Here is a 25,523-nt window from a genome sequence, read left to right as displayed (position 1 = left end):
CTTCGAACGATGGACCCTAGGTCAGGCCGGTGATCTGTCCGCTTGGCTCGATATCGATCCGCGTATAGGCCGGTTCTTTGCCCAGCCCGGGCATCAGCTGGATGTCGCCCGCGAGCGCCACGACGAAGCCGGCGCCGGCTGACGGATAAACGTTGCGGACCGGCAGCGTGAAGCCGCGCGGCCGGCCCTTCAGCGCCGGGTCATGCGAGAGTGAGAGGTGCGTCTTCGACATGCACACCGGCAAGGTCCCCATCCCACGTTCGGTCAGCCAGTCGATGCGCTTCTGGCATTCGGGCAGGAACTCGACGTCCGCCGCGCCATAGACTCGCCGTGCGAGCGTCTGAATCTGCTCACGGATAGGCGTCTCGGGCGGATATAGCGGCGCGAAGTTGCTGCCATTCTTTGTGACCGCGAGTACGGCCTCGGCCAGGTCGACCGCCCCTTCCCCGCCGTGACCGAAGCCATCATTGACGACCGCCGCGTCGGCGCCAAACTCGCGGGCCAGCTCGGTCAACAGTTCGAGCTCCCGTTCTGTGTTGGTCGGAAATCGGTTGACACCGACGACCGAGCGCATGCCGAACGCCTTGACGATATCGATATGGGCGGCGAGGTTCTCGGCACCGCGCCTCAAGGCTTCGAGGTCCTCGGCCCCAAGCTTCGCCAGGGGCACGCCGCCGTGCGACTTGAGCGCGCGCACCGTCGCTATCACCAGCGCCGCGGCCGGTTTCAGATGGCCGTAGCGCGCCACGATGTGGGCGAACTTCTCGAGCCCCAGGTCGGCGCCGAAACCCGCTTCCGTCACGACGACGTCCGCCAGCTTGAGGGCGATCTGGTCGGCGAGCAGCGAGTTGTTGCCGTGCGCGATGTTGCCGAAGGGACCGGCGTGCACGAGCGCCGGTTGGCCCTCCATCGTCTGCACGATGTTCGGCAGCAGCGCGTCCTTGAGCAACACCGTCATCGCGCCGGCCACCCGCAGGTCCTCGGCCGTGATGAAGCTCCCATCCTTGCGTTGCGCCACGATGATTCGCCCGATCCGTTTCCGCAGATCTTCGAGATCGGCGGCGAGTGCCAGGATCGCCATGATTTCCGAAGCCGCGGCGATGATGAAGCTCGACTCCCGCGTTATCCCGTGCTCGTCGCCGCCGAGGCCGGTCACGATGTGGCGCAGGGCGCGGTCGTTGACGTCGAGGGTCCTCGGCCAGGTGATGAAACTGGGGCCGATCTCGAGCTGCCCATGGAAGAGCGCGGCGTCGATCACCGCCGCCAGAAGGTTGTGGGCGGCCTCGACGGCATGGATGTCGCCGGTGAAGTGAAGGTTGATCTCCTCCATCGGGACGATCTGCGCCATACCGCCGCCCGTACCGCCACCCTTGATGCCAAACAGCGGACCTGTCGACGGTTGCCGGAGACACAGCGCAACGTTGGTACCGATCCGTCCAAGGCCTTGCGTCAGGCTGATGGCGCTGGTCGTCTTCCCCTCGCCGGCCCGGGTGGGCGTAATCGCAGTGACCACAACCAGCTTGCCGTCCGGCCTGATCTTCAACCGTTTCAAGGCATCGAGGCTGATCTTGGCCTTGTAGGGCCCGTAGGAAATCATTTCCGAATCCAGAAGTCCGAAATCTCTTCCAACGTCCAACACCGGCCGAAGGCCGTGGGGCCGAACGGTTTCGAGCGTCTTGGCGGTCTGGCTCATGCTCCCTCCTGGCCTGGATTCATCAGCTTTGATCTCGGATTCGCCACGTCAAGTTCTTTAACGACGTCGGTCGCCACCTCTTCCGCTGCACCTGAGCGCTCCTGCGGGTCGCCCCAGCGCCAGCCGTCGAGGTAGGCATCCATCTCGGCCGACCCGTCCTTCATCGCGAAGGCGTCGATCGCCGCCTGGAAGCGGTCGGGCAGCATCCGCTTCACCTCACCGCCCTCGTCCCAGGCCTTGACCTGGGCCGGGATGTGTTTCCAGAACATCACCTGGTACTTCGCCATCAGGCCGCCTCGACGAGCTCCGCCAGTCGCGTCTCCAGCTCGCCGAACCCCACGTGCCTGACCTCGAGCGGGAGGCCTAGGTAGTCGCTGATCTCGCACGCCTTCGCGAGCAACCGGGAGTCGGCGAACTGCGCGAGATACAGCAGGTCCGTGTAGTGCTTGAAGTAGACAGGCTTGAGCTCGGGGTACCGGTCCAGGCCGAGCCCGCGAACGACGGCTCGTTCGAAATTCCGCACCAGCCAGTCGGTCAAGAAAAACGTCGCCGGGCGCTCGTCCGTGATCCGGTCGAAGTCGGTGCCGGCAAACATCTCGTAGCAGTGCGGTCCGCGCACCCTAACCGCCCCGTGGCGTTCGAGGACCGGCTCGAGCGCGCCGGCCGTGCCGCAGTCGCCATAGACCACCACCACCTTGTGATAACCAGGCGACAGTTCGTCCAGCTTGCGATCGACCGCTTCCACGATTTTCTTCGGATAGAAGTGATGCATCGCCGGCACCCCATAGATGTCGACGTCCCAGCCGTGCTCGTCGACGATCGCTTTGACTTCCTTGCCGAGGGCTCCACAGATGAGCAGGGCGACGTCTTTCACCGCAACGTCTCCAGCTCGGGAAACGCCAGCACCGAAACGAAGGAGTCGTTGAAGTCGGCGCGTCCGGAAAGCTCGACGTACTCGATCTTGTCGGGTAGCTCGAAAGCGATCTGGCGTTCGCGGAAGGACAGGAGCGACATCTTCGCGCCCTCGCCCGCAGTATTGCCCACCGACAGGATGCGATCGACGTCGACCGGCGGCACCAGGCCGATGATCTTCGCGCTCTCGGGGTTCAAGTAGGACCCGAACGACCCGCCCAGCAGGACCTCGTCCAGGTCGGCCACCGTGATACCCATGACGTCCATCAGCACCTTGATGCCGGTGGCGATCGAGCCCTTGCCGAACTGCAGCTCACGGACGTCGCGCTGGCTCAGGTAAATATTCTCGGCGAGGAGGAACGCCCGCACACCGTCGATCGTGATCAGCCGGTCCGAGAGCGGATGCTCCGGGACCTCCTCCCGGCTTCGCATCTTGCCGCCGGCGTCGAGCAGGCCGACGAGCCGGAGCTGCGCCACTGTGTCGACCAGCCCCGAGCCGCAGATCCCTTTGGGTGCGATGTCGCCCCCGATGATCTGGAGCTCGATGTGGTCGCTCAATGTCACGCCTTCGATGGCGCCGTCGGTGGCCCGCATGCCGCAGCGGATCTGGCTGCCTTCAAAGGCGGGGCCCGCCGGTGCGGCGGTACAGAGAACACGCTTGACCGAGCCGAGCACGATCTCGCCGTTGGTGCCGACGTCGACAAAGACCCGCAGCTTGTCCTCCCGGGCGAGGCCGGTGGCGACGACGCCGGCGACGATGTCGGCGCCGACATAGGCCCCGATCACCGGCAGGGTCTGGACGTATCCGCCTGGGTGGATGTCGAGGCCGACCTCACGGGCGGGAAGGTAGAGGGGTTCGCGGAAGGCGGGGGTGAACGGCATCATCGAGATCGGCGTCGCGTCGATGCCCAGCAACAGGTGCAGCATCGTCGCGTTGCCGACGACCACGGCCTCGTAGACGCGCTCCCGCTCGACACCGGCCGCATCGTAGAGCTCCTGCAGGACCGCGTTCATCGTGCGCTGGATCGCCTCCCGGAGCTCCGCCTTCGCCTCATCGCCCTGCATGCCGTGGCTGATTCGGGAGATGACATCGGCCCCGAAGGGCGCCTGGCCGTTGAGCGTCGAGCGGACGGCCTCGGCCATGCCGGTCCGCAGGTTCATCAGTGTGCCGACGACGGTCGTGGTTCCGAGGTCGAAGGCGACACCGTAGGTCGCCTCCCGCGTGTCGCCCGCCTCCACGGCGATCAGCTGATCGCCGCCGAGCACGGCGGTCACCTTGAACTCGGCGCTGCGCAACAGCCCGGGGAGCGTACGCAGGACGCGTAGGTCGGCCTTCATGTCGAAGCCTTCGGCGGTCAGCGCATCGCGGAGCCGCTCGATGTCACTGCGCTGGTCTTCGAGATCGGGCTCGGTCAGCTCCACGAACACCTTCCGCACGTTGGGGTCGAGCAGCACCAACCGGTTGACGCCCATCGTGGCGGCCTTCGGGACCCGAAGCAGTTCGGGGACCGTAACGATGGTGTCAAGGTAGACCTTCGCCTGGCAGGAGAGGCGCCAGCCCTCCTCCAACTCACCGGGACGAAGCTGCTTCCGATCGGAGGGCGTGACCTCCAGGCCACCCTGCAGCACCTGCACCTTGCATTTGCCGCAGGTGCCGCGGCCACCGCAGGTGGAGTCGATCGGCAGCCCAATCCAGTGCGCTGCGCTGAAGAGGGTGGTGCCCGGTGGCACCCGGGTCGTCTTGTCGAACGGTTGGTACAGGACCTCGAGCTTCTTCTGAATCACGACGCGGCAACCGCCTTCTTCTGATCGGCACGGAACGCCGAGATCCAGGCCATCGCGTACTCGTCGTGGCCCAGGAGAAGATCGGAGGCCTGCACGGCCTTGCGCACCTCCGCCACGAGCGGGTTGGTGATCGCGCACGTCAGGCCGGCGTGCATGGCTACCGGAAAGAAGGCGGCGTTTAGGATGTGCCGGTCGGGCAAGCCGAAGGACACGTTCGACGCGCCACAGGTCATGTTGTTGCCGAGTTGCTCTTTGATGAGTCGCATGGTCTCGAGCGTCACCAGGCCGGCGAGCGGATCGGCGGCAACCGTCATCGCGATCGGGTCGATGATGACGTCTTCGGCCGGGATCCCATAGTACTTCGCGCGCTCGATGATGCGGCGCGCGATCTCCACCCGTTCCTGCGGCAGCATCGTGATGCCGGTTTCATCGTTGCTCATGCCGATGACCGCGGCGCCGTGCTTCTTGACCACCGGGAGGATCCGATCCATGCGCTCGTCCTCAGCGGTCACGGAGTTTACGAGCGCCTTGCCTTCATAGGCGGCCAGCGCGGCCTCGAGCGCCTCGATCACCGATGAGTCGATGCAGATCGGCACGTCAGTCACTTCGCCGACGGCTTTGATCGCGGCCACCAGCAATGCCGGCTCATCGACCAGTGGCACGCCGGCGTTGACATCGAGAACCTGGGCGCCAGCCTCCACCTGGGCGATCGCGTCCGCCTTGACCCGGTCCATGACGCCGGCCTTCATTTCGGCGGCGAGCACCTTCCGGCCGGTGGGATTGATCCGCTCGCCGATCATCACGAAGGGCCTGTCGGCGGAGACGATCACCTCGCGCGAGCGCGAGCGGATGATGGTCTCCATCAGCGGCTGCTTCCGACCGTGGCCAGCGGACTCAGGGTCGGCCTGGGCAGGAGCCCGGCCGCGTCGGCCACCTGCACCACGCCCTCCTCCCACTTGATCCCGATCAAGTGGACGCCGGCAACTCCGGGGATCTCGCGCACGGCCTGGACAAGCTCGACCGCGATCTTGATGCCCTCGTCGGCTTGCCGAGCCGGCGGCGTCCTTTCGAGCCGGGCCACCAGCTCATCCGGAACGTGTAATCCCGGGACCTTGTCGCGCATGAAGTGGGCGCCCCGGGCCGAACGGGGGATTCCGATCGAGGGGATGATGAAGACCTTGTCCGTCACGCCAAGATCCGTGACCATGGCCATGAATCGGGCGAAGAGCGGGACGTCAAAGACCAGCTGCGTCTGAATGAAATCGGCGCCCGCCCGCACCTTCTTCTGCAACCGCAGCGGGCGGAACTCCAGTGGCGGCGCGAACGGATTCTCGACGGCGCCGATGAAAAAGGACGGCGCCTGCTCCAACTTTCGTCCGCTCAGGTAGGTGCCGCGATCGCGCATGGCCGTGGCAACCTCCACCAGTTGCAGCGAGTCGATGTCATAGATGCGGCGAGCGTCCGGATGATCGCCGGCCGTCACGTCATCGCCACTCATCAGGACAAGGTTGCGGACGCCGAGGGCCGCGGCACCAAGCAGGTCCGCCTGCAGCGCCAGCCGGTTTCGGTCCCGGACGGTCAACTGCATGATGGGCTCGAGCCCCTTCTCTACCAGCAGGTGAGCCGCCGCCAGCGACGCCATGTGCACGTGAGCGCCGGTGTTATCGGTGCAGTTGATGGCATCCACCGATCCCCGCAGCACCTCGGCGCGCCGCCAGGTTGCTTCCGGATCGGCGCTGTTGCTCGAGGAGAGCTCGGCGGTGACCACGAAACGTCCCTCGTGTAGCAAGCCGGCGAGTCGGCTAGCGCTCGGCATGGGTCTCCCAACCTTTTGGCGCGACCTGGTCTCGGCCACTGACGAGGTTGATCCACGACGAGGTGCCCTGCAGCTGCCAGTCGACCGGCTTCTGTAGATGCAAAATGTGATCCTTGAAGATCGGGAGGCGCCGCGAGCCCTCCCAGGCCTCGACCCAGACGCAACGCTTGTCCGCGTACACCTCGCAGTTGCCGTCTGCACGAACGCCGCCGCAAGGACCGTTACGGAGATTCTTGGGGCAGCGCATCGGGCAGCTCAGGCCGGTTGAGTGCAAGATGCACTGGCCGCACATCCGGCAATCCCAGATCGCTTCCTTCAGCGGCTTCTCGGCGGCGAGCACCAGGCGTTCGAGAACGCGCACTGCCCTAGCCTTTCTTCAGAGTCTTATCGATGAGTTCGACGGCCTGCGTGAGTGCTGCATTCTCGGCGGCTTGTGCCGCGCCGACGATCTGTTTGGCCATCCTGGTGGCGAACGAGGCATCGGGCGCGTAATGGTCGGCGCCAGCGAGCTTGGCGTATTCCTCGGTGACGGGGGCGCCACCAACCATCACGCTCACCTTGTCGCGCAGGCCGGCCTTCTCCAGGGCCTGGATGTTGACCTTGAACATCGGCATCGTGGTCGTGAGAAAGGCCGAGAAGCCGACGATGTGTGGCTCGTTCGTCCGGACGGCTTCGACGAACTTCTCGGGTGGGCAGTTGACGCCTAGGTCGACGACCTCGAAGCCGGCGCCTTCGAGCATGATGATCACGAGGTTCTTCCCGATGTCATGGATGTCACCTTTGACGGTGCCGATTACGTACTTTCCAATCGGCTTGGCGCCGGTCTCGGCGATCAGCGGCCGCAGGATGACGAGCGCTCCTTGCATGGCGCGCGCCGCGATCAGCATCTCGGGGACGAAGAAGTCGCCTTTCTCGAAGCGGCGGCCCACCTCCTCCAGCGACGGGATCAGCGCCTTGAAGAGGATGTCCATCGGATCCATGCCGAGCTTGAGGGCTTCCTCGGTCAGCGCCTTCACCTCGGGTGCGTGCCCGTTGAGGGTGTGATCGAACAGTTCCTGCCGAATCTCTTCTTCCCGACTCATGCCTCGCCTCCTCCTGGGATGTAACCCATCCGTTGCGAAATCGCCTCGCCGGCCTGTTTTGTCATTTCTCCCAGCTCGCCAAGCCGTTGCGGGGTGACGCGATACGAGGGACCCGCGACACTGACCGCGGCATGGACCAATCCGTCAGTGCCGCGTACGGGTGCCGCCACGGCATTCAAGCCGATCTCCAGTTCCTCGAGTGTGAAGGCCCACCCGTCGTCGCGCACGCGGCCCAACTGCTTGTCCAGGGTTTTGATGTCGGTGATGGTGCGGGGTGTGAAGCGATGCAAGGGTTGCTCCAGCAACCGGCGACGTTCCAGGTCGGGCAGGAACGCGAGCAGGACTTTGCCGTTCGACGTGCAATGCAGCGGTGTCTGCTTGCCCACCCAGTTGACGTTGACGACCAGGTTCGGGGCGGCGATCTGGTCGATGTTGACGACCTGGTCGCCCTGGAGAATCGCGAGGTTCACCGTCTCCGACGTGCGGGTGGCCAGCTCTTCCAGTACTGGCCGCGAGGCCCGGGCCAGGTCGATCTCGCCGACCACCGACGCAGCTAGGCGGACCAGGCCGTATCCGAGCCGGTATTTCTCCGTGCTTGGGTTCTGCTCGACCAGCCCGTGCTCCTGAAGCGTCGAGAGCAAGCGGAACGCTGTCGACTTGTGGACCTCGAGCCGGCGGGCGAGGTCGGTGACGCGCATTTCGGGTTCGCTGCCGAGCAGCTTCAGGATCTCCAGCGCTCGGTCTAGAGATTGCACCTTGTTGCGCGTTGCGAAACCGGTGCTCATCGCACAACAAACTATACCTCGCATTTTGCCCCATCGCAAGGGCACGGGCTAGCGTGAGATGGTCAACTTGCCGTTGTCGCAGCTGTACGCGTACGAGCCGCCGATCAAGCTGGGACCGCTACCGCCCATAACCCCACGGGTCGGGCAGCGAATCGCCAGCTCGGTCAGGATGAAGCCGCCCAGTAGCACCACCGCGGCCAGGAGAGCACCGCCCGCCGCCATCCCGGCAGCTGCCCTGCCGGAACGTCCGGGAGCAGACCCCGGGCGGCTCAGGGCATTGATGAGGCCAACCAGGGCAAGGAGCCCGGCTACTAGCAGCGGCAACCCGATCGACAAGATGCCGATGACACCGAGCAGCAGCAGGCCCGCCGCGGAGATGCCAAGAAGGGGCGGTCGCCAGCGCGTTGCCGATGCGCGTGCGGAAAGCCCGGTGCAGATCGCCATCAGCGCGATGAATCCAGCCACGAACGGCACCCGGAGGAACTGGGCGTCACTGCTCGCGGCGCCGACGTACAGGATGTCGTCGGCCGCAGCGATGATGGCAGCGCCGACTCCGGCCCAGGGCATGACGGTAGGAAGAGCCTAAGCGGTCGGGGCTTCGGTCACCATCCGCTCATGACCCGACTTGGCCCGCCGGATTTCGGCGTTGACGGCGCTCAGCACTTTCTGGACATCGCCGATCACCGCGTAATCCGCCTGCGCCACGATGGGCGCGTTAGGGTCCGTGTTTATGGCGAGGATGTGCTTGGCCGCCCGGCAGCCGACCATGTGCTGGATCGCCCCACTTATGCCACAGGCGATGTAAAGGTCCGGCGCGATTCGGGTCCCGGTCTGTCCCACCTGGTCGGAATGTGGCCGCCAGCCGAGGCTGGTCACGACGCGCGAGCAGCCGACCGCGCCGCCGAGCAAATCAGCCAGCTCCTCGAGTGTGGCGAATCCCTCGGCGCTGCCAACCCCGCGGCCGCCGCCGATCACGACGCGTGCCTGTGCGAGCGAGATCTTTCCGCTATCGGCCCCGGCCTGGGGAACCAGTCGCACACGAAAATCCTTGTCTTCCAGCGCGGGCGCAAGCGAATGCGTCGCGACCTCGGTGCGGTTGGGGGAAGCCTCAGCCGTCAGGGCATGAGGCGCGACCGTCAACAGCTTGACCGCACCCCTGAGATGCGCCTCCTCGAGCAGGCTGCCACCCCAGCGCTGGCGCGTCACGATGAACGGATCACCCGCCGCAATCTGGGTGCAGTTGGCCGCCAACGGCAACGTCATCCGCGCGGCAACATGGGCCATGACCTCGCCACCGCGGTCGCTCGCCGTCCCGATGACGACCTTGGGGTTGACCCGGTCGGCAAGCTCAGCGATGGTGTGCGCCCACGCTGCCGGCGCGTACTCCGCCAGCCGAAGATCATCGGCCAGATGCAATGTAGCGACCTGGTAAGAGGTTAGGATGCCGCTGGCCGCCGCGCCTTTTGGACCGATGGCAACCGCGTCGAGGGGCACGCCCAGGTCGCGTGCGAGCCGCCCGGCCATCGTGAGCACTTCGAGCGAGAGCATGGTCGGCGCTCCATCGACGTGCTCGATAAAGGCAAGGACCATACTCAGAGCAACCGCAAGCGTTGAAAGACTGCAACCAGCTGGGCGCCCGCGTCGCCGTTCTTACCGAGGATTTCGACGGTATGTTCGGCCTGCACCGGCAGCTTGAGGCGAATCTTCTCCAGCCCGCCATCCTGCCACTGCGGCGCGATCCGCTCGATTTCTTTCTTCTTCGCCTTCAGCCGCCCCGGAAGTGAGGGGTAGCGCGGCAGGTTGAGCCCTTCCTTTACCGTCAGCACGGCGGGGAGCAGCGCCTCGGCCGTCTCCCATCCCGATTCCGTCTGGCGGCGAACGGTCACGCGGCCGTCCGAAATCTTCAGCGCCTTGATCCCGGTCACGCATGGAAGGTCGAGGGCGTCGGCAACTCGGACGCCTACCTGGTACCCGGCGCTATCGGCCGATTCATTCCCGAACATCACGAGGTCATAGCTGCGCCCTGCGGCGCGCTCGGCCTCGATCGCCTCCACGATCGCGGCCGCGGTGGCGACCGGGTCCCACTCGCGACCATCGGTTTCCAGGAGGATCGCGCGCTCGATGCCGAGCGCCATCGCGTCGCGGAGCTGGTCGACCGCGGCCTCGGGTCCGAGGGTGAGCACGGTGGAGCTCCCGCCGTGCGCCTCGATCATTCGAACCGCTTCCTCGACCGCGCATTCCTCGTGCGGGCTGATGGTGAACCCGAGGTAACGCGTGTCGATCTCCTGGGCGTCCGGGGTCAGCGTGATCTGACCGGCGGTGGCAGGGACACGCTTGACGCAGACGAGAACGTTCATCGGCAGCGGGATTAGCTCCGCACGCGGGCGTTTTGCGGGTCGAAAAGAGGCGTGGGTCCCACCACGGCGACCGTCACCGGGTATTGCTCGCCGAAATACTCGACCGCGAGCCTGCTGCCAACCTTCGCCTGCTCCGGTGGCAAGAAGCTCATCAGGATGGTCTTGCCCACCGATGGTCCGGACCCGGCGCTGGTCACGTAGGAGCCGCGTCCATGCCGATCGACGATTCGTGTGCCCTGCGAGGACACGACCGGCTCGCGCCCCATCATGAACCGCTTGAACCCGGATCGCGAGGTGTTGTCATCGACCGTCAGGGTGCAGAGGGTGACCGCGGGCGGCTCGGCGCGTTGCTTGAGATAGGCCTCCTTGCCGATGAAGTCCTGCGGCTTGACCTGCGGTCGCGCGAGTCCGGTTTCCACCAGGTTGAACTCCTGTTCCAGCTCGTTGCCGTAGGCCCGGTAGCACTTCTCCAAGCGTCCGGTCGTGCCGTAGACGCCGATCCCGATTGGCGCGATCCGATACGACTGACCGGCATCCCAGATCGCGTCCCACAGGCGCGCTCCCTGCTCGAAGGGTACGTAAATCTCCCAGCCCAGCTCGCCGACGTAGGAAATCCGTGACGCCAGCGCCCGCACGGGGCCGAGGTCGATGAAGCGGCAGGTCCCGAACGGGAAGCCCTCGTTCGACACGTCCGCGTCGGTGATCGACTGGAGCAGGTCGCGGGCACGCGGACCCCAGACGCCGATGGTGGCCCAACTCGATGTCAGGTCGGTAAGCTGGACCGCGCCGTCCTGCGGGAGGTGATCGGAGAACCACTTGCGATCGCGCATCCCGTCGGCGCCACCGGTCACCACCCGGAAATGGTTGGTTCCCAAGCGCATCACGGTCAGGTCCGCCTTGATCCCGCCCGCCGGATTCAACAGCGAGGTGTAGATCACCCGCCCAACCGGTAGGTTCATCTGGACCACGCACATCTTCTGCATGTAGTCGAGCGCGCAGGTGCCGACGATGTCGAACACGGCGAACGCCGAGAGGTCGACCATACCGACCCGGTCGCGCATCGCAAGATGCTCGGCGTTGATGATCGGGGACCACCAGCGGGCATCCCACTCATAGCGTCGCGGCATGACCCGCTCGCCGTACTCCGCGAGCAACGGCTTGTTCGACTCGTACCAGTTCGGTCGCTCCCAGCCGGCCGTTTCGAAGAAGACGGCGCCCAACGCCTTCTCTCGCTCGTAGAAGGGGCTGAGGCGGACACGGCGGTTCGAGTCCCACTGCTCACGGGGGTGGACGATGCCATAGGTCTTGTTGAATCCCTCGGCGGTGCGTCCGCGAATGTGGGCGCGGGACTTCTGATGGTCATAGAAGCGGGCGATGTCGGAGCTCGAGGGGTCGATCTCCGATACGCCTGACGTCATCCACTCGGCGACGCAGCGGGCGATGCCCGGAGCTTCCTTGATCCAGATCGCCGCCACCGACCACAGGCCCTTGACCTCCGGCGTCTCTCCCAGCAGGGGGAAGCCGTCCGGCGTCAGGGAGAGCAGGCCGTTGATCGCATGGCGGATGCCGACCCGCGGATCGCCCAGGATGTCGGGCATCAGCTCGAGCGCGTGCTCGAGCGATTCGTCGAAGTCTTCTTTGGTGAAGGGCAACTCAGTCGGCGAGAGCTTGGACTGTTCCAGGGATGGGATATCGTCTGGTTCCCACAGGATCGGTCGATGGTCGTAGGAGCCCACCTCCATGTCGCTACCGTGTTGTCGCTCATACCCGTTGGTATCCATGTCGCGAATGATCGGGTACTTGATCTCCCCAACGGTGTCGGCGAAGAGGGGGACGGGGCCGACGCTGATCATCTGATGCACGGCCGGGCTCAGGGGAATCGACGCGCCGGCCATCCGCGCGATTCGTGGGCTCCAGATTCCGCTGGTGATCACCACCGCCTCTGATTCGATGTCTCCCGTGTCGGTTCGCACGCGCCGGACTCTCCCATTCTCGACGTCGATACCGACGACCTCGGTGCTCGGCGCGACGGTGAGCGCGCCCATCGCCTGCGCCTTCTCACGCATCAAGGTCCCGGCCCGAAGTGAATCGACCGTGCCGATCCCCGAGGTGCTGAAACCCCCTAGGATGATGTCGTCGTTGATGTAGGGCACCAGGCGCTTTACCTCCGCCGGAGACACCAGCTCGGCGTCGATACCCCAGGCCTTGCTCGAGGCCATGCGCCGCTTGAGCTCCTCCATCCGCTCGGCGGTGCGGGCGACCTCGATGCCACCGCTCTGCGTAAAGACCCCCAGGGCTTTGTACTGGCGCACACTGTCCAGGGTGAAGAGCGTCATCTCCTTCGAGTGGTCTGTCAGAAAGATGAAGTTGGAGGCGTGGCCGGTCGAGCCGCCCGGGTTGGGAAGCGGGCCTTTATCGATCAGGACGATCTCCTTCCAACCCTGCTGCGCCAGGTGGTAGGCGATGCTGTTGCCCACGATCCCGGCGCCGATCACGACGACTCTCGCCTGCGCGGGCAGGCTGCTCACCCTCTCCCCTCCTCTTGCTTCGTCGTTGGCTCCCAGCATAGCGACGAAGACGAAATCAGAAAAGATCCGCACTCAGCGGATTCGCGCGAGCACCTTCTCCATATTGGAGCGGAGGATCCGGCGGCCGAACCAGGTGATGAACGCCCCGATTACCAGGCCGCGCGGGCCACGGCCGGTCCGTACCACGGTGACGTCGGCCTGGGTGCCGCCAGTCGCGGTGGGCTGCAGCCGGTACCGCCACTGACTCCCCGGCGCCCACGTGTCCGATTCGACCGCGGTCACGGTGACCTCGCCGGCCGCGGCATTCCACTGGTAAGAGTTCCGCTCCCAGGCGAGGACGTTGCCTTCGGTCACGTCGGCCCAGCCGGGCCCCTGGCCGTGGACACGGAAATGAGCGTGATCGATGTTCGGCCAGACGTCCGGCCGGCGATCGCTGAAGTCGGTGAGCACGCCCAGGACGCGGTCGGGTGGTAGGTCGGTTGTCACCTGGAAGCGCACGGTCGGCATCCGTCAATTAAACCCGCCAGGCCAGATCTTGACCCCGCTCGGAAGCCGTGCTAGCGTTTCGCGCAGGCCGATATATCGCTGGTGTACGGCCGATATACGGGGAGGGGAAGCTTGGCGAGCGAACTGACGACCGCTCGTCGGTTGCGACGCAGCGGCCAGGAGAGGCCGCTGCACACAGTCGTCCTGCAGAGCGCTTCGGTTCGCTCCCAGGGCGAGCGGGCCTACCTATTGATACGGGACCAGATCGTCACCCTCAAGCTGGCTCCGGGGGCCGTGATCGAAGAAGCGCACCTTCGCCAGGAGCTCGGCCTGGGACGCACCCCAATCCGGGAGGCGCTGCAGCGGCTGGCGCACGAGAACCTCGTCACCTTTGTGCCGCACCGAGGGACGTTCGTCTGCGACATCAACCTGACGGACCTCCATCGCCTGACCGAGGTGCGCGTGGAAATGGAAGGCTACGCCGCCCGACTGGCGGCGGAGCGCGGCAGCACCGGCGATCGCGCGGCCATGGAAGCGCTCATGCAAGAGTTGGAGAGGATCGATGAGGGCGACGTCCACACCCTGATTCGCCTCGACCAGCGGATCCACCGGCAGGTCTACCGGGCAACTCGCAATGCGTTTCTGCAGACGATGTTGGAGGAGTGCTTCAACCTCAGCCTCCGCATCTGGTTCCTTGGCCTGGACCGCGGCGTCCGGCTGAAGGAGGCCGTCGAGGAGCATCGCCAGCTCCTGGACGCCATTGTTTCGCGCGACGCCCAGAAGGCGGAGGCCGTCATGCGCCAACACATCACCGGCTTCGAGCACGCCATTCGCAAGGTTCTTTAGGAGGAAGCAGTGAGAGTCTTTTACGCCACCGACCTGCACGGTTCCGAAGTCTGCTGGCGGAAATTTCTCAACGCGGCAAAGTTCTACAACGCCGATGTCCTCATCTGCGGTGGGGATATGACCGGCAAGGCCATGATTCCGATCGTTGAGGATGGTGACAGCTACGAGCTGACGCTGTCCGGCGTCTCCCAGCGGGTCGGCCGCGACCAGGTCGCCGAGGTCGAAAGCCAGGTTCAACGCAAGGGCTATTACCCGGTCCGGATGACGTCGGCCCAGGTGGCCGAGCTCGAAAAGGACCCGGCCAAGGTCCAGACCCTCTTCACCGAGCAGATGTGCAAGACCGTCGAGCGCTGGATGCAGATGGCGCAGGAGAAGCTCAAGGACAGCAAGGTTCGCGTTTTCGTGGCTCCCGGGAACGACGACGAGATGGAAATCGACGACGTGATCGCCAACGCACCGCGCGTCGAGCTCGCTGAAGGCAGGATGATCGACATCGGGGGCTACGAGATGATCTCCTCGGGCTGGGCCAACCCCACGCCGTGGCACACCTATCGCGAGGCGCCCGAAGAGGAGCTGGCGAGACGAATGGAGCCGATGCTGCGCGATATCAAGGAGATGAGCCGGGCCATCTTCAATTTCCATCCACCGCCCTATGGCACCTCGCTCGATGAGGCGCCGGCGCTGGACGAAAACTTGAAGCCGTTGCATGGTGGCCGCGTGCTTCGTCACGTCGGCTCGACGGCGGTGCGCGACGCGATCGACAAATACCAACCGATGCTCTCCCTGCACGGCCACATCCACGAAGGCAAGGGCATCGCCCGCATGGGCAAGACGCTCGCTATCAACCCTGGCAGTGCCTACGAAGAAGGGATGCTGCTCGCGTCGATCATCGAGCTCGACCAGAAGAGAGGCGTCAAGAACTACCAGCTTGTCAACGGTTAGGAGGTGAAGCGCTAGAAGCAAGTCAGGTTCGACGCCGCCTCGCCCTATCAAATTTCGAAGGAGGAGTAAATGGCGACTACGACGGAAGCGCCTCGGCAAACGCTGTTTTTACGCAACGCCACCGGTCTCGTCAAAGCCTGGTCAACGTTCGACGCCTTCTTATATGCATTCTGGTCGGTCAACCTCGTCACGCTCGGCCTCTACGGTATGTCGTTCGTCTATGCCATTCCGGACGGGCAGCTCCTGGGCGCGGTCCTGCTTACCGGTGTGCTGGTCACCTTCCTCGTCATAACGTATGCGCAGCTGGTCAGCGTGATGCCGCGGGCAGGCGGCGATTATGCCTGGCAGAGTCGCATCCTTGGCGGCGGGATTGGCTTCGTGCTGGCCATCACCGGATGGTGGTTCACGCTCTGGCTCTGGACCCCGATCTACGCCAACATTTTGGTCCTGCAGTTCTTCGCGCCGCTCGCCTATACCCTTGGCTGGACGGGGGCGGCCACGTTCTTCACCAGTCCAAATGGCATCTTCGTCAGCTGCCTGATCGTGCTCGCGTTTGTCAGCGGCGTGATCACCCTGGGCATGGAGGGCTACGCCAAGATCCAGCGGTTCTGCTTCTGGCTGGGGATGGGCGGACTTATCGTCATGGTCGGGCTGTTGCTCTTCTCGACCCACGACGCATTCGTGAGCGCATTCAATCGGGAAGCCGCCTCACTGTTCGGCGCCTCCGGGAACGCCTACCAGGCCACCATCGCCGCGGCGGCCAAGGGCGGCACCAGCGGCGTAACCTTCGGCAACTTCGGGTTCACGTCAACCCTGCTGCTTCTCCCTTTCCTCGCCTTTTACCTCCTCTGGCCGGTCTGGGGAGCCACGCTGTACGGCGAGGTGCGCGGCGCCAAGGAGTACCGCAAGGTCTTCTCTGCCATGTTCTGGGGCCTGTGGGTGACGGTTGCGCTGGTGGCCGTCATTATCCTGCTGATCCTCAAGACGGTCGGCTGGGACTTCTACTACGCGGCAAATGCCGCGTACTGGAACTCGTTGCTACCAGGCGGGGCTGCGGCGCCGGTGTCGACTTGGCCCTACCCGGTCATGTTCGCCGGCTGGCTGGTCGGCAATCACCTGTTCCAGGCGCTGCTGATCGCGGTCATGGGACTGTGGTTCTTCGGCTGGGCAGGAACCCTCTTCCTCTCGTCGACCCGCGTTATCTTCGCGGCCGCTTTCGACCGCGTCCTCCCGGAGTGGGCCGCCAACATTTCGGCAAAGCGGCGCGTCCCCTACGGATCGCTGATCCTGATGATCGTGCCATCGCTCGTCGTCAGTGCCCTCTTCGCCTACCGGGCGAACTTCCAGGTCATCTTCCTCGACGCTACGGCCGTGATCGCGGTGACCTTCCTCGGGACGGTCATCGCTGCGGCCATCCTCCCCTGGCGGCGCGCTGACATCTACCGGAACTCGCCCATCGCGCGCTGGCGCGTCGCCGGCATCCCCGTCATCACGGTCACAGGAGTGATCAGCGCGATCTTCCTCGCGTTCATGATTGTGGAGTGGTCCCTCAACACCGTCTATGGGACCGCCTTCACGACCAACGTCTTACCGCTCCAATACTTCGCGGTAACCTACCTCGTCGCCATCGCCATCTACGTGGTCGCTCGAGTGGTGCGCAAGCGGCAGGGTATCGACCTGGCTCGCATCCACCAGGAGATCCCCGTTGAGTAGTCGTTCGACGATCTGACTGGAGCGGCGCGCGCATGACTCAATTACCGAGCCGTGCGCGCGCCGTCGTCATTGGGGGCGGGATCACCGGCACCAGCGTTGCCTATCACCTGGCACTTGCTGGATGGAAAGACACGGTGCTCCTGGAGAAAGCCGACCTGACCAGCGGCTCGACGTGTCACGCGGCGGGACTGGTCACCCAGTTCAATCCCTCCCCCACGATGATGCGGTTCCGTCGCTACAGCATCGAGCTCTATCGCGAGCTGGGCATCTTTGACTCGGTGGGCAGCTTGCGCTTCGCCTCGAGTCGCGAGCAACTGATGGAGCAGCAGCGGGGTGTGAGTCGCGCCCGAGCGATCGGACTCGACGTCGAGGTGGTGTCGGCCGAGCAGGCCGCGCAGTTGATGCCCGCCATCAGCACGAATTCGTTGTTTGGCGCGGTCTGGATGCCCGGGGACGGGGCCCTCGATCCGCATACCGCCACCTTCGCACTGGCCAGGGCGGCGCGCGACTTAGGGGTGACGGTGCTGACGGACACGCGGGTGACCCGGTTGGCGCTGTCCTCGCGGGGCGAGATCCAGGCGGTGCAGACGGAGGCCGGCCGGATCGAGGCTGAGGTAGTGGTGATCGCGTGTGGCATCTGGGCCCCGCAAGTGGCCGCGATGGCCGGAGCGTTCGTCGTGTCTACGCCGGTCGATCATCAGCACGCCGCATTGCAGGCGGTTGAGGGCGCTGAGCTCCCGCAATCCATGCCGTGCTTTCGTGACCCCGACAACCTCATCTACGGGAAGGCCGAGGCGGGAGGTGTGGTGCTCGGCGGCTACGAGCTGAACCCCAACGCGCGATGGATCGACGGCGTTCCGTGGGAGCACGCCGGAAGCTCCGTTACTCCGGACCAGCGTCGGTTCGAGCCCCTGCTGGCCGGGGCGGCGCGACGGTTTCCCTTCATCAGTGACGCGGGGATTATCAAACTGGTCTGCCATCCGGACGCGATGACCCCCGACGCCAATCCCCTGCTGGGGCCGGTACCAGGCGTACGCGGGCTGTTCATGGCGGCCGGGCTGTCACTAAACGGGTTCGGCGGCGCCGGCGGGATAGGGAAATCGCTGACGGAGCTGATCACGGCCGGGGAGAGCGAGCTGGACCTCCATGCCTACCGGCCCTGGCGCTTCGGCCCGGTCCACCGCGACCATCGCTATGTGGCCGAGCTGGCCAAAGAGACGTACCGCTACTACTACTTCCTCCGCTATCCGTACGACGCCGACGAGTGGGGCCGGCCGCGCCGGACGAGCGCCCTGCACCATCGGATGCAAGACCTCGGGGCGGTCTTCGGAGCCAAACATGGCTGGGAGCGACCCGAGCACTTTGAGCCGGGCGGGTGGCGGCGAGCGGGCGCAGACCAGCGCCGCTTCGGCTGGACGCGACCGCCATGGTTCGAGTTGCAGGCCGAGGAGCATCGCGCCTTCCGCGAACGAGTGGGGATCATCGACATGACGTCGTTCGGGAAGGTCGAGCTGGACGGTCCGGGAGCGCTGGCGCTGCTCGAACGTGTCGCGGGCAACCTGATCGACAGGCCGGTGGGCAGTGTCGTCTACACGCAGCTGCTCGACCGCCGCGGAGGGATCGCCGGCGACGTCACCATCACCCGTCTCGGCCCGGACCGGTTCAGGTTGGTCACCGGGGCGGGATATGTGAACAGCGACCTCGGGTGGCTGCGGCTGGAGCAACGCGACGAGGACAGACCAGTTGACGTCCGCGAGACGACGGAGGAGCTGTGCGTTGTCGGGATGTGGGGCCCGCGTTCCCGTCAGGTGCTGGAGAGCGTGACCGATGACGACGTCTCGGAGGACGGCTTCCCGTTTATGCAGGCACACGACATCCGCATCGATGGATTCGACGTCTTCGCTCAGCGTGTGACCTACGTCGGCGAGTTGGGGTGGGAGTTTTACATCGAGCCCCGTGTCGCGATGCAGGTGTGGGATCGCTTGATGGCCGCTGGGCAAACCGTTGGCATTCGGCCAGGTGGATACCGAGCGCTGGACTCGCTGCGAATGGAGAAGGGTTACCGCTATTACGGGACGGACCTCACCCTTCTCGACAATCCGCTGGAGGCCGGGCTTGGGTTCTGCGTTCGCTTCGACAAGGGCGATTTCAACGGGCGGGAGGCGCTGATCGCAGCAAAGGCGGCGGGCATCAAGCGGCGTCTGCGCACACTGCTGGTCGGCGAGCAAGACTACCTCACCATCTACGGTGGCGAGGCCGTCTACGCCGATGGTTCGCTCGTCGGCCGGATCCGCAGCTGCGCCTACGGGTTCACCATCCGGCGCAACATTGCCTACAGCTACCTGCCGGTCGGTCTGGTACCGGGAACGCGGGTCGAGGTGGACGTATTCGGGCGGCGTGTGCCGGCTGAGGTCAGCACTGACGCCGCGCTGAAGCGCGACCAACTGGTAGGCCATGATGCAAAGCCTGTCGCGAGCTGAGGAGGCGGTCGGACGCGTCTCGCTTTGGCGAGGCCAGGACGTCAAGATCTCTTCGTTGTCGGGCGGGTTGACCAACGAGAACTACCTGGTCGAGGCCGGCGGCGAACGCTACGTGATGCGTCTCCCCGGCACCTCGACGGAGCTCTTATCGATCGACCGGGCGAACGAGGTCTACAACGCCAGGGCAGCGGCCAGTACTGGCATCGGTCCGGCTGTGCTGGAACATATTCCGCAGCTCGACATCATGGTTCTCGAGTTCATCCCCGGACCGACGATGTCGGCCGGGACCCTGCAATCGAAGTCGATGGCACGGCGGATGGCCGAGTCGTTCAAGCGCCTGCACTCGGCGCCTCGCTTCTTGAAGGACTTCGACATGTTCCGGCTGATCGAGGACTACCTCCGGATCGTCGAGGAGCATGAGGTCCGTATCCCCTCGGATTATCGGGAACGGCTGCCGCTGCTGGCGGAAATCGAGCGGGCGGCCCGGGTTGGAGCGCTCCCCAGCGTCTCTTGTCACAACGACCTGCTCTGCGAGAACTTCATCGACGACGGGCGCTGCTTGCGGATCGTCGATTACGAACTGAGTGGGAACAACGATGCCTGCTTCGACCTGGGCAACACAGCGCAGGAGACGAGCCTTGATGATGAGTTGCGAACCGTCCTGTGCGAGGCGTACTTCGGCCGGCCGGACCAGCAGCAACTCGCCCGGATGAACCTGTTCGCGCTCATGTCTGACGTCGGGTGGACGCTCTGGGGCGCCATCCAGGCCAAGATCTCGACGCTGGACTTCGATTTCACCGACTACTACACGACGCGATGGAATCGGGCACTCAAGGTCATGGAGTCGGACCGCTTTGAAGGCTGGTTGAAGGAGGCCGGCCAACCGCCTTGAGGGCCCTTGACAGAGCCCCACTCGGGGAAGAGACTTTCGGCGTATACAAAAGGTCGCCGGCAACCCGTCCGAAGGAGGATGAGATTCGTTGGCCGTGCTTGACAATGTCCTGAAGGCGTATCAGTCACCAACCCGAATGGTGCATGCCATCGGTGCCCTGAGCGCGCTCGGGGATGAAGCCGCCAGCCTCAACGTTAAGCGGCCGCTGGTCGTCACCGATCAGGGGATCGTGAAAGCGGGGTTGCTCGATGAGGCCCTCAAGCCGCTTCGCTCCGCCGGCCTCGATCCGGTGACCTACGACCAGGTGCGAGCCAATCCTGGGATCGCGCTGGTCGATGCCGGCGCCGCGTACTACAAGAAGGAGCGTTGCGATGGCCTGATCGCCATTGGCGGAGGCAGTTCCATCGACTCCGCGAAAGGCATCGGGGTCGTCGCCGTTCACGGCGGGAGCATCGTCCAGTACGAGTGGGGCAAGGATCCGATCCACTCCCGCATTCCGCCGCTGGTCGCGGTCCCGACGACAGCCGGCACCGGCAGCGAGGTGACGCTGTGGGCTGTGATCACGGATCCGGACCGGAAAATCAAATTCAATGTCGGCGGCACCCCGAACATCGCGTCCTGGGTAGCGCTCATCGATCCGCAGCTGAGCATCAACCTGCCGGCCGGCGTTACGGCCGGCACGGGCATGGATGCCCTCACGCACGCGATCGAGTGTTACACGATGGCCTATCATCAGCCGTTCACGGATGCCGTGGCCCTCCACGCGATGGAGTACTGCAGCCGCTGGTTGCGGGTGGCCTATTCGCAGGGTCACAATCTCGAAGCGCGCTACCACATGAGCATGGCCGCCATGCTCGCAGGCCTCGCCTACGGCACCGACTCGGCGGGGGCGGCGCATGCGATGAGCCAGTCCGCCGGGGGCGTCCATGATGCGCCGCATGGGGCGCTCACCGGTCGGTTGCTCGCACCGGTGATGGAGTACAACTATTCGGGGGAGCCGGAACGTTTTGCCCGCATCGCGCAAGCGCTCAGCCTCGACATTGCCAACAAAACCATCTGGAAAGCGGCCGAATTGTCGGTCGAGTACGTCTATCAGCTGACCGAGGACCTCGATATTCCGTCGCTGAACGAGCTCGGCTTTTCGGAAGAGGAGATCCCCTTGCTGGCGCAGAAGGCCGAGGCCGACTCGCAGACCATCGGCAATCCGAGAGATGTCGACGCGGGCAACTACGAGAAGATCTACGCGCGGGCTTTTGAGGCGGGACGCCACCGGAAGGTCGCACGACAGCTGGCACACGCCGGTTCCTGAAGCCATGTGGACCAACACATTCAAGCCGTACGACATCCTCTCCGAGGACCAGGTTCAGCAGATCCACGACCACGCCATGCAGATCCTGCGGGAGATCGGCGTCGACTTCCTGTACCCTCGCGCCCTCGACGCGTTCCGTCGTGCCGGGCTGACGATCGAGGATAGCCGCGTCCACTTCGAGCCGGCCTTCATCGAGGAGCAGATCAAGAAGGTACCGGCGACCTTCCAGGTCCAGGCACGCAATCCAAAGAATACCGTGACCATCGGCGGCAACCACCTGGTCAATGCGCCCGTCTATGGGCCGCCCTTCATCACGGACCTCGACCGGGGTCGCCGGGGCGCGACCATCGCCGACTTCACCAACTTCGACAAGATGGCGCAGGCGACCCCGCAGATCCACTGCGCAGGCGGGACTATCGTCGAGCCGGAGGACCTCCCGCTCGAGACGCGCCACCTCGACATGGTCTACTCGCACATGCGGTGGACCGACATGCCCTACATGGGCAGCGTGATTTCGGAGGAGGGAGCCCGCGACTCCATCGAGATGTCGTCCATCCTGTTCGGCGGCCGGGCGAACATCGAGAAGACGCCCGCCCTCCTGGCCCTCGTCAACGTCAACAGTCCGCTCCGCTACGACGATCGGATGCTCGGTGCGTTGGTCACCTACGCGGAGGCGAACCAACCCGCGATCGTGACACCATTCCTGATGGCTGGCGCGATGTCGCCGATGGGCCTTGCCGGCACGATCGCACAGCAGACCGCGGAAGCCCTTGCGGGGATTGCCCTGGTCCAGCTGATTCGCCCCGGGGCCCCGTGTATCTACGGCTCCTTCCTGACCAACATCGACATGCAGTCGGGCAGTCCGGCCTTCGGCACGCCGGAGTCGGCCATGGGAATTCTGGCCAGCGCGCAGATGGCACGCCATTACCGCATCCCCTTCCGCGGTGGCGGCGCCCTGACTTCCTCCAAGTCCCCAGATGCGCAGGCCGCCTATGAATCGATGATGTGCATGTGGCCGACCGTGATGGGTGGCGTCCACTTCGTCCTTCACGCCGCCGGCTGGCTAGAGAGCGCGCTGCTGGCTTCCTATGAAAAATTCGTCATCGACGTGGAAGCCCTGCGGATGTTCGAGTGGATCCTCACCAAGGGGATCCCGTTCGACGATGAGGGCTTCGCCATGGACGGGATCCGCGAAGTCGGTCCCGGCGGTCACCACCTGGGTTCCGAGCACACGATGCGGAACTACCGGACAGGCTTCTACCGGCCGTGGATCTCGTCGACCGAAAACTATGACCGGTGGCAGCGGATGGGATCGCGGACCGCTGACAAGGTTGCGAACGAGAAGTGGAAGCAGCTCCTGACCGACTATAAAGATCCGGGGATAGACTCGGGCATCGATGAACAGCTCCAGGCGTTCATCGAGGTGCGCAAAGACGCGATTCTCCACGCCCCGGTCTGAGTCAACAGGAGGAAAGGATTGAAAGTCGCCGACAAAGTCGAAACGCTGAAGATGTTCGTCGACGGCCGGTGGGTCGACTCGGAGGGCGGTGAAACCTTCGAAGCGCGGAGCCCGGCAACCGGCGAGGTGATCGCCCACTTGCCGAAGGGCACCCGGGCCGACGCCAGCCGCGCCGTCGAGGCGGCGCACCGGGCGCGCACGGCAATGGCGTCGCTCGGCGCCTTCGACCGGGCCAGGTTGTTGCATCGGATCGCGGATGTGATGGAGACGCGCCGCGACGAGCTCGCCCATTGGCTGAGTCTCGATCAGGGCAAACCCTACAAGGCTGAGGCCGTCGGCGAGGTGGGCGAAGCGATCGAATACTTCCGAATCGCGGCCGAGGACATCAAGCGGCTCGAGACGAACGTGATCCCATCGATGGCGAAGAACAAGCTGGTCTTCACGCTTCGGGTTCCCCGCGGTGTCTATGCGCTGATCACTCCCTGGAACTGGCCGCTGACCATGGCAACGGAGCTGATTGCCCCGGCCCTGGCGGGCGGCAACGCCATCGTCTGGGCCCCCGCGACATCGACGTCCGCGATCTCGGTCAAGCTGATGGAGTGCCTGGCCGAGGCGGACCTGCCGGCCGGCGCCGTCAACCTCGTCACCGGCCCGGGCTCGGTAGTTGGCGACGAGATTGCCGGCCACCCACTGACCACCGGCGTCGGGTTCGTCGGATCGACCGAGACCGGCCGCTCGGTGGCGCGGCGCGCGGCAGGCAAGCATGTCATGCTCGAGCTCGGTGGCAACGGCCCAATCGTGATCTTCGAAGACGCCGACCTGGCACGGGCGGCAGAGGGCACCATCACCGGGTGTTTCCTCTGCGCGGGACAGAGCTGCACGGCAGGCGAGCGCATCCTGGTGCAGAGCGGGATCCAGGACGCTTTCCTGGCGCAGCTCAAGACCGCGATGGAGACCGTGACCCTTGGGGATCCATTCGACGAGGCAACCACCATGGGACCGCTGAACAACGAGCGCGTCGCGTTGAAGATGGATGAACACGTGGCCGACGCGATCGACCGGGGCGCGACACTGGTGACCGGCGGCCACCGGGCAGGCGGCTTTCCGACGTCGCTCTACTACGAGGCGACGGTGCTGCGTAATGTCTCGCCTGGGATGCGCGTCAGCCGCGAGGAGACCTTCGGCCCGATCGCGCCCGTGATTTCCTTTAACGACGAAGCGGACGCGCTGCGCATCGCCAACGATTCACCGTACGGCCTGCTCGGCTCCGTCTATACGCGGGACATCGACCGCGCGCTCAGGTTTGCCAGGCGGCTCGAGACCGGTTGGGTGAATGTCAACGAGTCGTCAAACTACTGGGAGGCGCATATTCCCTTCGGCGGCGGCGCCGGAAAGGAGAGCGGCATCGGTCGGGTCGGAGGCTATCGCGCGATCGAGCAGATGACCGACCTCAAGACGATCATCGTGGACGTGCAGGAGCAATGAGCTGACGGCGCAGACCGGCGCCCCCGTCGCCGACGTCATCGCCGAGGCTGAACGCATCTCGGCCGCGGCGCGCACGGCCCGGGTTCCGGTGAAGCTGGTCGGCGGCGCCGCTGTCAACCTCCACTCGCCCAGCGCCAGGCAGCCGCCCCTCAAGCGGAAGTACGGCGACCTCGATTTCGTCGCGCCCTCGAAGCAGCGAGCCCAGGTCCAGAAGCTGTTCGAATCTCTCGGTTACCAGGGAGACCTCCGCTTCAACACGCTGAATGGGCACCAGCGTCTGCTCTACCTGGATGGCGTGAACAGCCGGCAGATCGATATCTTCATCGACCGAATGCGCATGTGCCACGTCATCGAGCTGGCCGACCGGCTGGGCGGCGACGACGCCTGCCTGACCCCCGCCGACTTGCTACTCAGCAAGCTGCAGGTCTTCGAGGTGAACATGAAGGACCTCGTCGATTCCGTCGCTCTGCTCCTCGATCATCCGATCGCGGACCACGATAACGACGCCATCAATGCGGTGTACCTGTCCCGCTTGCTCTCGCAGGATTGGGGCCTGTACCGAACGCTGCAGTTGAACACGGCGCGTCTTCGCCAAACCGCAAAAGAGCTCCCGGTGGCGTCCGCAACGATCGAGCAGCGGCTCGATGAGCTTTGGGCCCGGATCGATGCGCAGCCGAAATCGCTCAAATGGAAGCTGCGCGCCCGGGTCGGCGATCGGGTCAGCTGGTACGAGTTGCCCGAGGAAGTCCGGCAGCCGTACCAGGCGGAGTAGTCTCCGCCTCAGGCGACTCGCTGCCGCTTTTCGACGTACATCGAGCGATCGGCAGCCGCCAGCAGGCCTACCGCGGTGATGCCGTCGACCGGAAAGGCGGCGGTCCCGATCGACACCGAGATCGGCCCCGCGGGGTCGTTCGGGTTCAGCAGCGTCCCGCCGATCCGTCGGGCGAGTGAGA

General features: G+C 65.0%; 23 protein-coding genes. 9 read left to right on the top strand and 14 right to left on the bottom strand.

The genetic code is table 11. The features are described from left to right. Positions 1-16 precede the first annotated feature (16 nt). From VHK65_00130 to VHK65_00065, 14 genes are all read right to left on the bottom strand, one after another. Positions 17-1,693 carry a formate--tetrahydrofolate ligase gene (locus tag VHK65_00130; GenBank protein HVS04563.1) on the bottom strand — a complete coding sequence of 559 codons (1,677 nt, stop codon included), beginning with the start codon at positions 1,691-1,693 and terminating at the stop codon, positions 17-19. Further along, positions 1,690-1,980 (bottom strand): virulence factor, encoded by a 291-nt coding sequence (locus VHK65_00125; protein HVS04562.1) that lies wholly within the window; start codon positions 1,978-1,980, stop codon positions 1,690-1,692. Before VHK65_00125 ends, VHK65_00130 begins: the two co-directional genes overlap by 4 nt. Continuing rightward, on the bottom strand, positions 1,980-2,567 hold the full coding sequence (locus VHK65_00120; GenBank protein HVS04561.1) for a DUF1638 domain-containing protein: 588 nt from the start codon (positions 2,565-2,567) through the stop codon (positions 1,980-1,982). Before VHK65_00120 ends, VHK65_00125 begins: the two co-directional genes overlap by 1 nt. Then, entirely contained in the window at positions 2,564-4,390 is a 1,827-nt protein-coding gene (locus VHK65_00115; protein HVS04560.1) for an ASKHA domain-containing protein, read from the bottom strand. The genes VHK65_00120 and VHK65_00115 overlap by 4 nt, the downstream gene beginning before the upstream one ends. After that, positions 4,387-5,253, bottom strand: coding sequence for a dihydropteroate synthase (locus VHK65_00110; protein ID HVS04559.1), 867 nt, complete (start codon positions 5,251-5,253; stop codon positions 4,387-4,389). The genes VHK65_00115 and VHK65_00110 overlap by 4 nt, the downstream gene beginning before the upstream one ends. Continuing rightward, a complete protein-coding gene (locus VHK65_00105) occupies positions 5,253-6,206 on the bottom strand; it encodes a methylenetetrahydrofolate reductase (GenBank protein HVS04558.1) in 954 nt (317 codons plus the stop codon). The genes VHK65_00110 and VHK65_00105 overlap by 1 nt, the downstream gene beginning before the upstream one ends. Then, positions 6,193-6,567 (bottom strand): methylenetetrahydrofolate reductase C-terminal domain-containing protein, encoded by a 375-nt coding sequence (locus VHK65_00100; GenBank protein ID HVS04557.1) that lies wholly within the window; start codon positions 6,565-6,567, stop codon positions 6,193-6,195. Before VHK65_00100 ends, VHK65_00105 begins: the two co-directional genes overlap by 14 nt. 4 nt (positions 6,568-6,571) lie before the next feature. Beyond that, positions 6,572-7,288, bottom strand: a complete 717-nt coding sequence (locus VHK65_00095) for a corrinoid protein (GenBank protein HVS04556.1) — start codon at positions 7,286-7,288, stop codon at positions 6,572-6,574. Continuing rightward, on the bottom strand, positions 7,285-8,073 hold the full coding sequence (locus tag VHK65_00090) for an IclR family transcriptional regulator (GenBank protein ID HVS04555.1): 789 nt from the start codon (positions 8,071-8,073) through the stop codon (positions 7,285-7,287). The genes VHK65_00095 and VHK65_00090 overlap by 4 nt, the downstream gene beginning before the upstream one ends. Positions 8,074-8,121: 48 nt before the next feature. Then, positions 8,122-8,640 carry a hypothetical protein gene (locus tag VHK65_00085; GenBank protein ID HVS04554.1) on the bottom strand — a complete coding sequence of 173 codons (519 nt, stop codon included), beginning with the start codon at positions 8,638-8,640 and terminating at the stop codon, positions 8,122-8,124. Between the two features lie 15 nt (positions 8,641-8,655). Then, positions 8,656-9,663, bottom strand: a complete 1,008-nt coding sequence (locus tag VHK65_00080) for an electron transfer flavoprotein subunit alpha/FixB family protein (GenBank protein HVS04553.1) — start codon at positions 9,661-9,663, stop codon at positions 8,656-8,658. A gap of 2 nt (positions 9,664-9,665) precedes the next feature. After that, complete coding sequence (locus VHK65_00075) at positions 9,666-10,430, bottom strand: electron transfer flavoprotein subunit beta/FixA family protein (GenBank protein ID HVS04552.1); 765 nt, start codon at positions 10,428-10,430, stop codon at positions 9,666-9,668. 11 nt (positions 10,431-10,441) lie between these two features. Next, complete coding sequence (locus VHK65_00070; GenBank protein HVS04551.1) at positions 10,442-12,958, bottom strand: FAD-dependent oxidoreductase; 2,517 nt, start codon at positions 12,956-12,958, stop codon at positions 10,442-10,444. A 72-nt stretch (positions 12,959-13,030) separates the two neighbouring features. Continuing rightward, positions 13,031-13,465, bottom strand: a complete 435-nt coding sequence (locus VHK65_00065; GenBank protein ID HVS04550.1) for an SRPBCC family protein — start codon at positions 13,463-13,465, stop codon at positions 13,031-13,033. A 111-nt stretch (positions 13,466-13,576) separates the two neighbouring features. Here VHK65_00065 and VHK65_00060 point away from each other — a divergent pair, with 111 nt between their 5' ends. The 9 genes from VHK65_00060 to VHK65_00020 all read left to right on the top strand — a co-directional run bounded on the left by VHK65_00060 (position 13,577) and on the right by VHK65_00020 (position 25,342). Continuing rightward, positions 13,577-14,290, top strand: coding sequence for a GntR family transcriptional regulator (locus VHK65_00060; GenBank protein ID HVS04549.1), 714 nt, complete (start codon positions 13,577-13,579; stop codon positions 14,288-14,290). A gap of 9 nt (positions 14,291-14,299) precedes the next feature. Continuing rightward, entirely contained in the window at positions 14,300-15,232 is a 933-nt protein-coding gene (locus tag VHK65_00055) for a metallophosphoesterase (protein ID HVS04548.1), read from the top strand. 69 nt (positions 15,233-15,301) lie between these two features. After that, a complete protein-coding gene (locus tag VHK65_00050; protein HVS04547.1) occupies positions 15,302-16,945 on the top strand; it encodes an APC family permease in 1,644 nt (547 codons plus the stop codon). Positions 16,946-16,977: 32 nt separating this feature from the next. After that, the gene (locus VHK65_00045; protein ID HVS04546.1) at positions 16,978-19,425 is read left to right on the top strand and encodes an FAD-dependent oxidoreductase; all 2,448 of its coding nucleotides are present in this window, start codon (positions 16,978-16,980) and stop codon (positions 19,423-19,425) included. Further along, the gene (locus tag VHK65_00040; protein HVS04545.1) at positions 19,400-20,317 is read left to right on the top strand and encodes a phosphotransferase; all 918 of its coding nucleotides are present in this window, start codon (positions 19,400-19,402) and stop codon (positions 20,315-20,317) included. Before VHK65_00045 ends, VHK65_00040 begins: the two co-directional genes overlap by 26 nt. A gap of 136 nt (positions 20,318-20,453) precedes the next feature. Next, on the top strand, positions 20,454-21,626 hold the full coding sequence (locus VHK65_00035; GenBank protein HVS04544.1) for an iron-containing alcohol dehydrogenase: 1,173 nt from the start codon (positions 20,454-20,456) through the stop codon (positions 21,624-21,626). Between the two features lie 4 nt (positions 21,627-21,630). Beyond that, positions 21,631-23,085, top strand: coding sequence for a trimethylamine methyltransferase family protein (locus VHK65_00030; protein ID HVS04543.1), 1,455 nt, complete (start codon positions 21,631-21,633; stop codon positions 23,083-23,085). A gap of 18 nt (positions 23,086-23,103) precedes the next feature. After that, on the top strand, positions 23,104-24,570 hold the full coding sequence (locus VHK65_00025; protein ID HVS04542.1) for an aldehyde dehydrogenase family protein: 1,467 nt from the start codon (positions 23,104-23,106) through the stop codon (positions 24,568-24,570). 88 nt (positions 24,571-24,658) lie between these two features. After that, complete coding sequence (locus tag VHK65_00020; protein HVS04541.1) at positions 24,659-25,342, top strand: hypothetical protein; 684 nt, start codon at positions 24,659-24,661, stop codon at positions 25,340-25,342. The last annotated feature ends 181 nt before the right edge of the window (positions 25,343-25,523 follow it).

Source organism: Candidatus Dormiibacterota bacterium (genome assembly GCA_035544955.1).
Lineage (GTDB): Bacteria > Chloroflexota > Dormibacteria > CF-121 > CF-121 > CF-13.
This window is presented reverse-complemented; position numbering and strand designations above follow the sequence as displayed.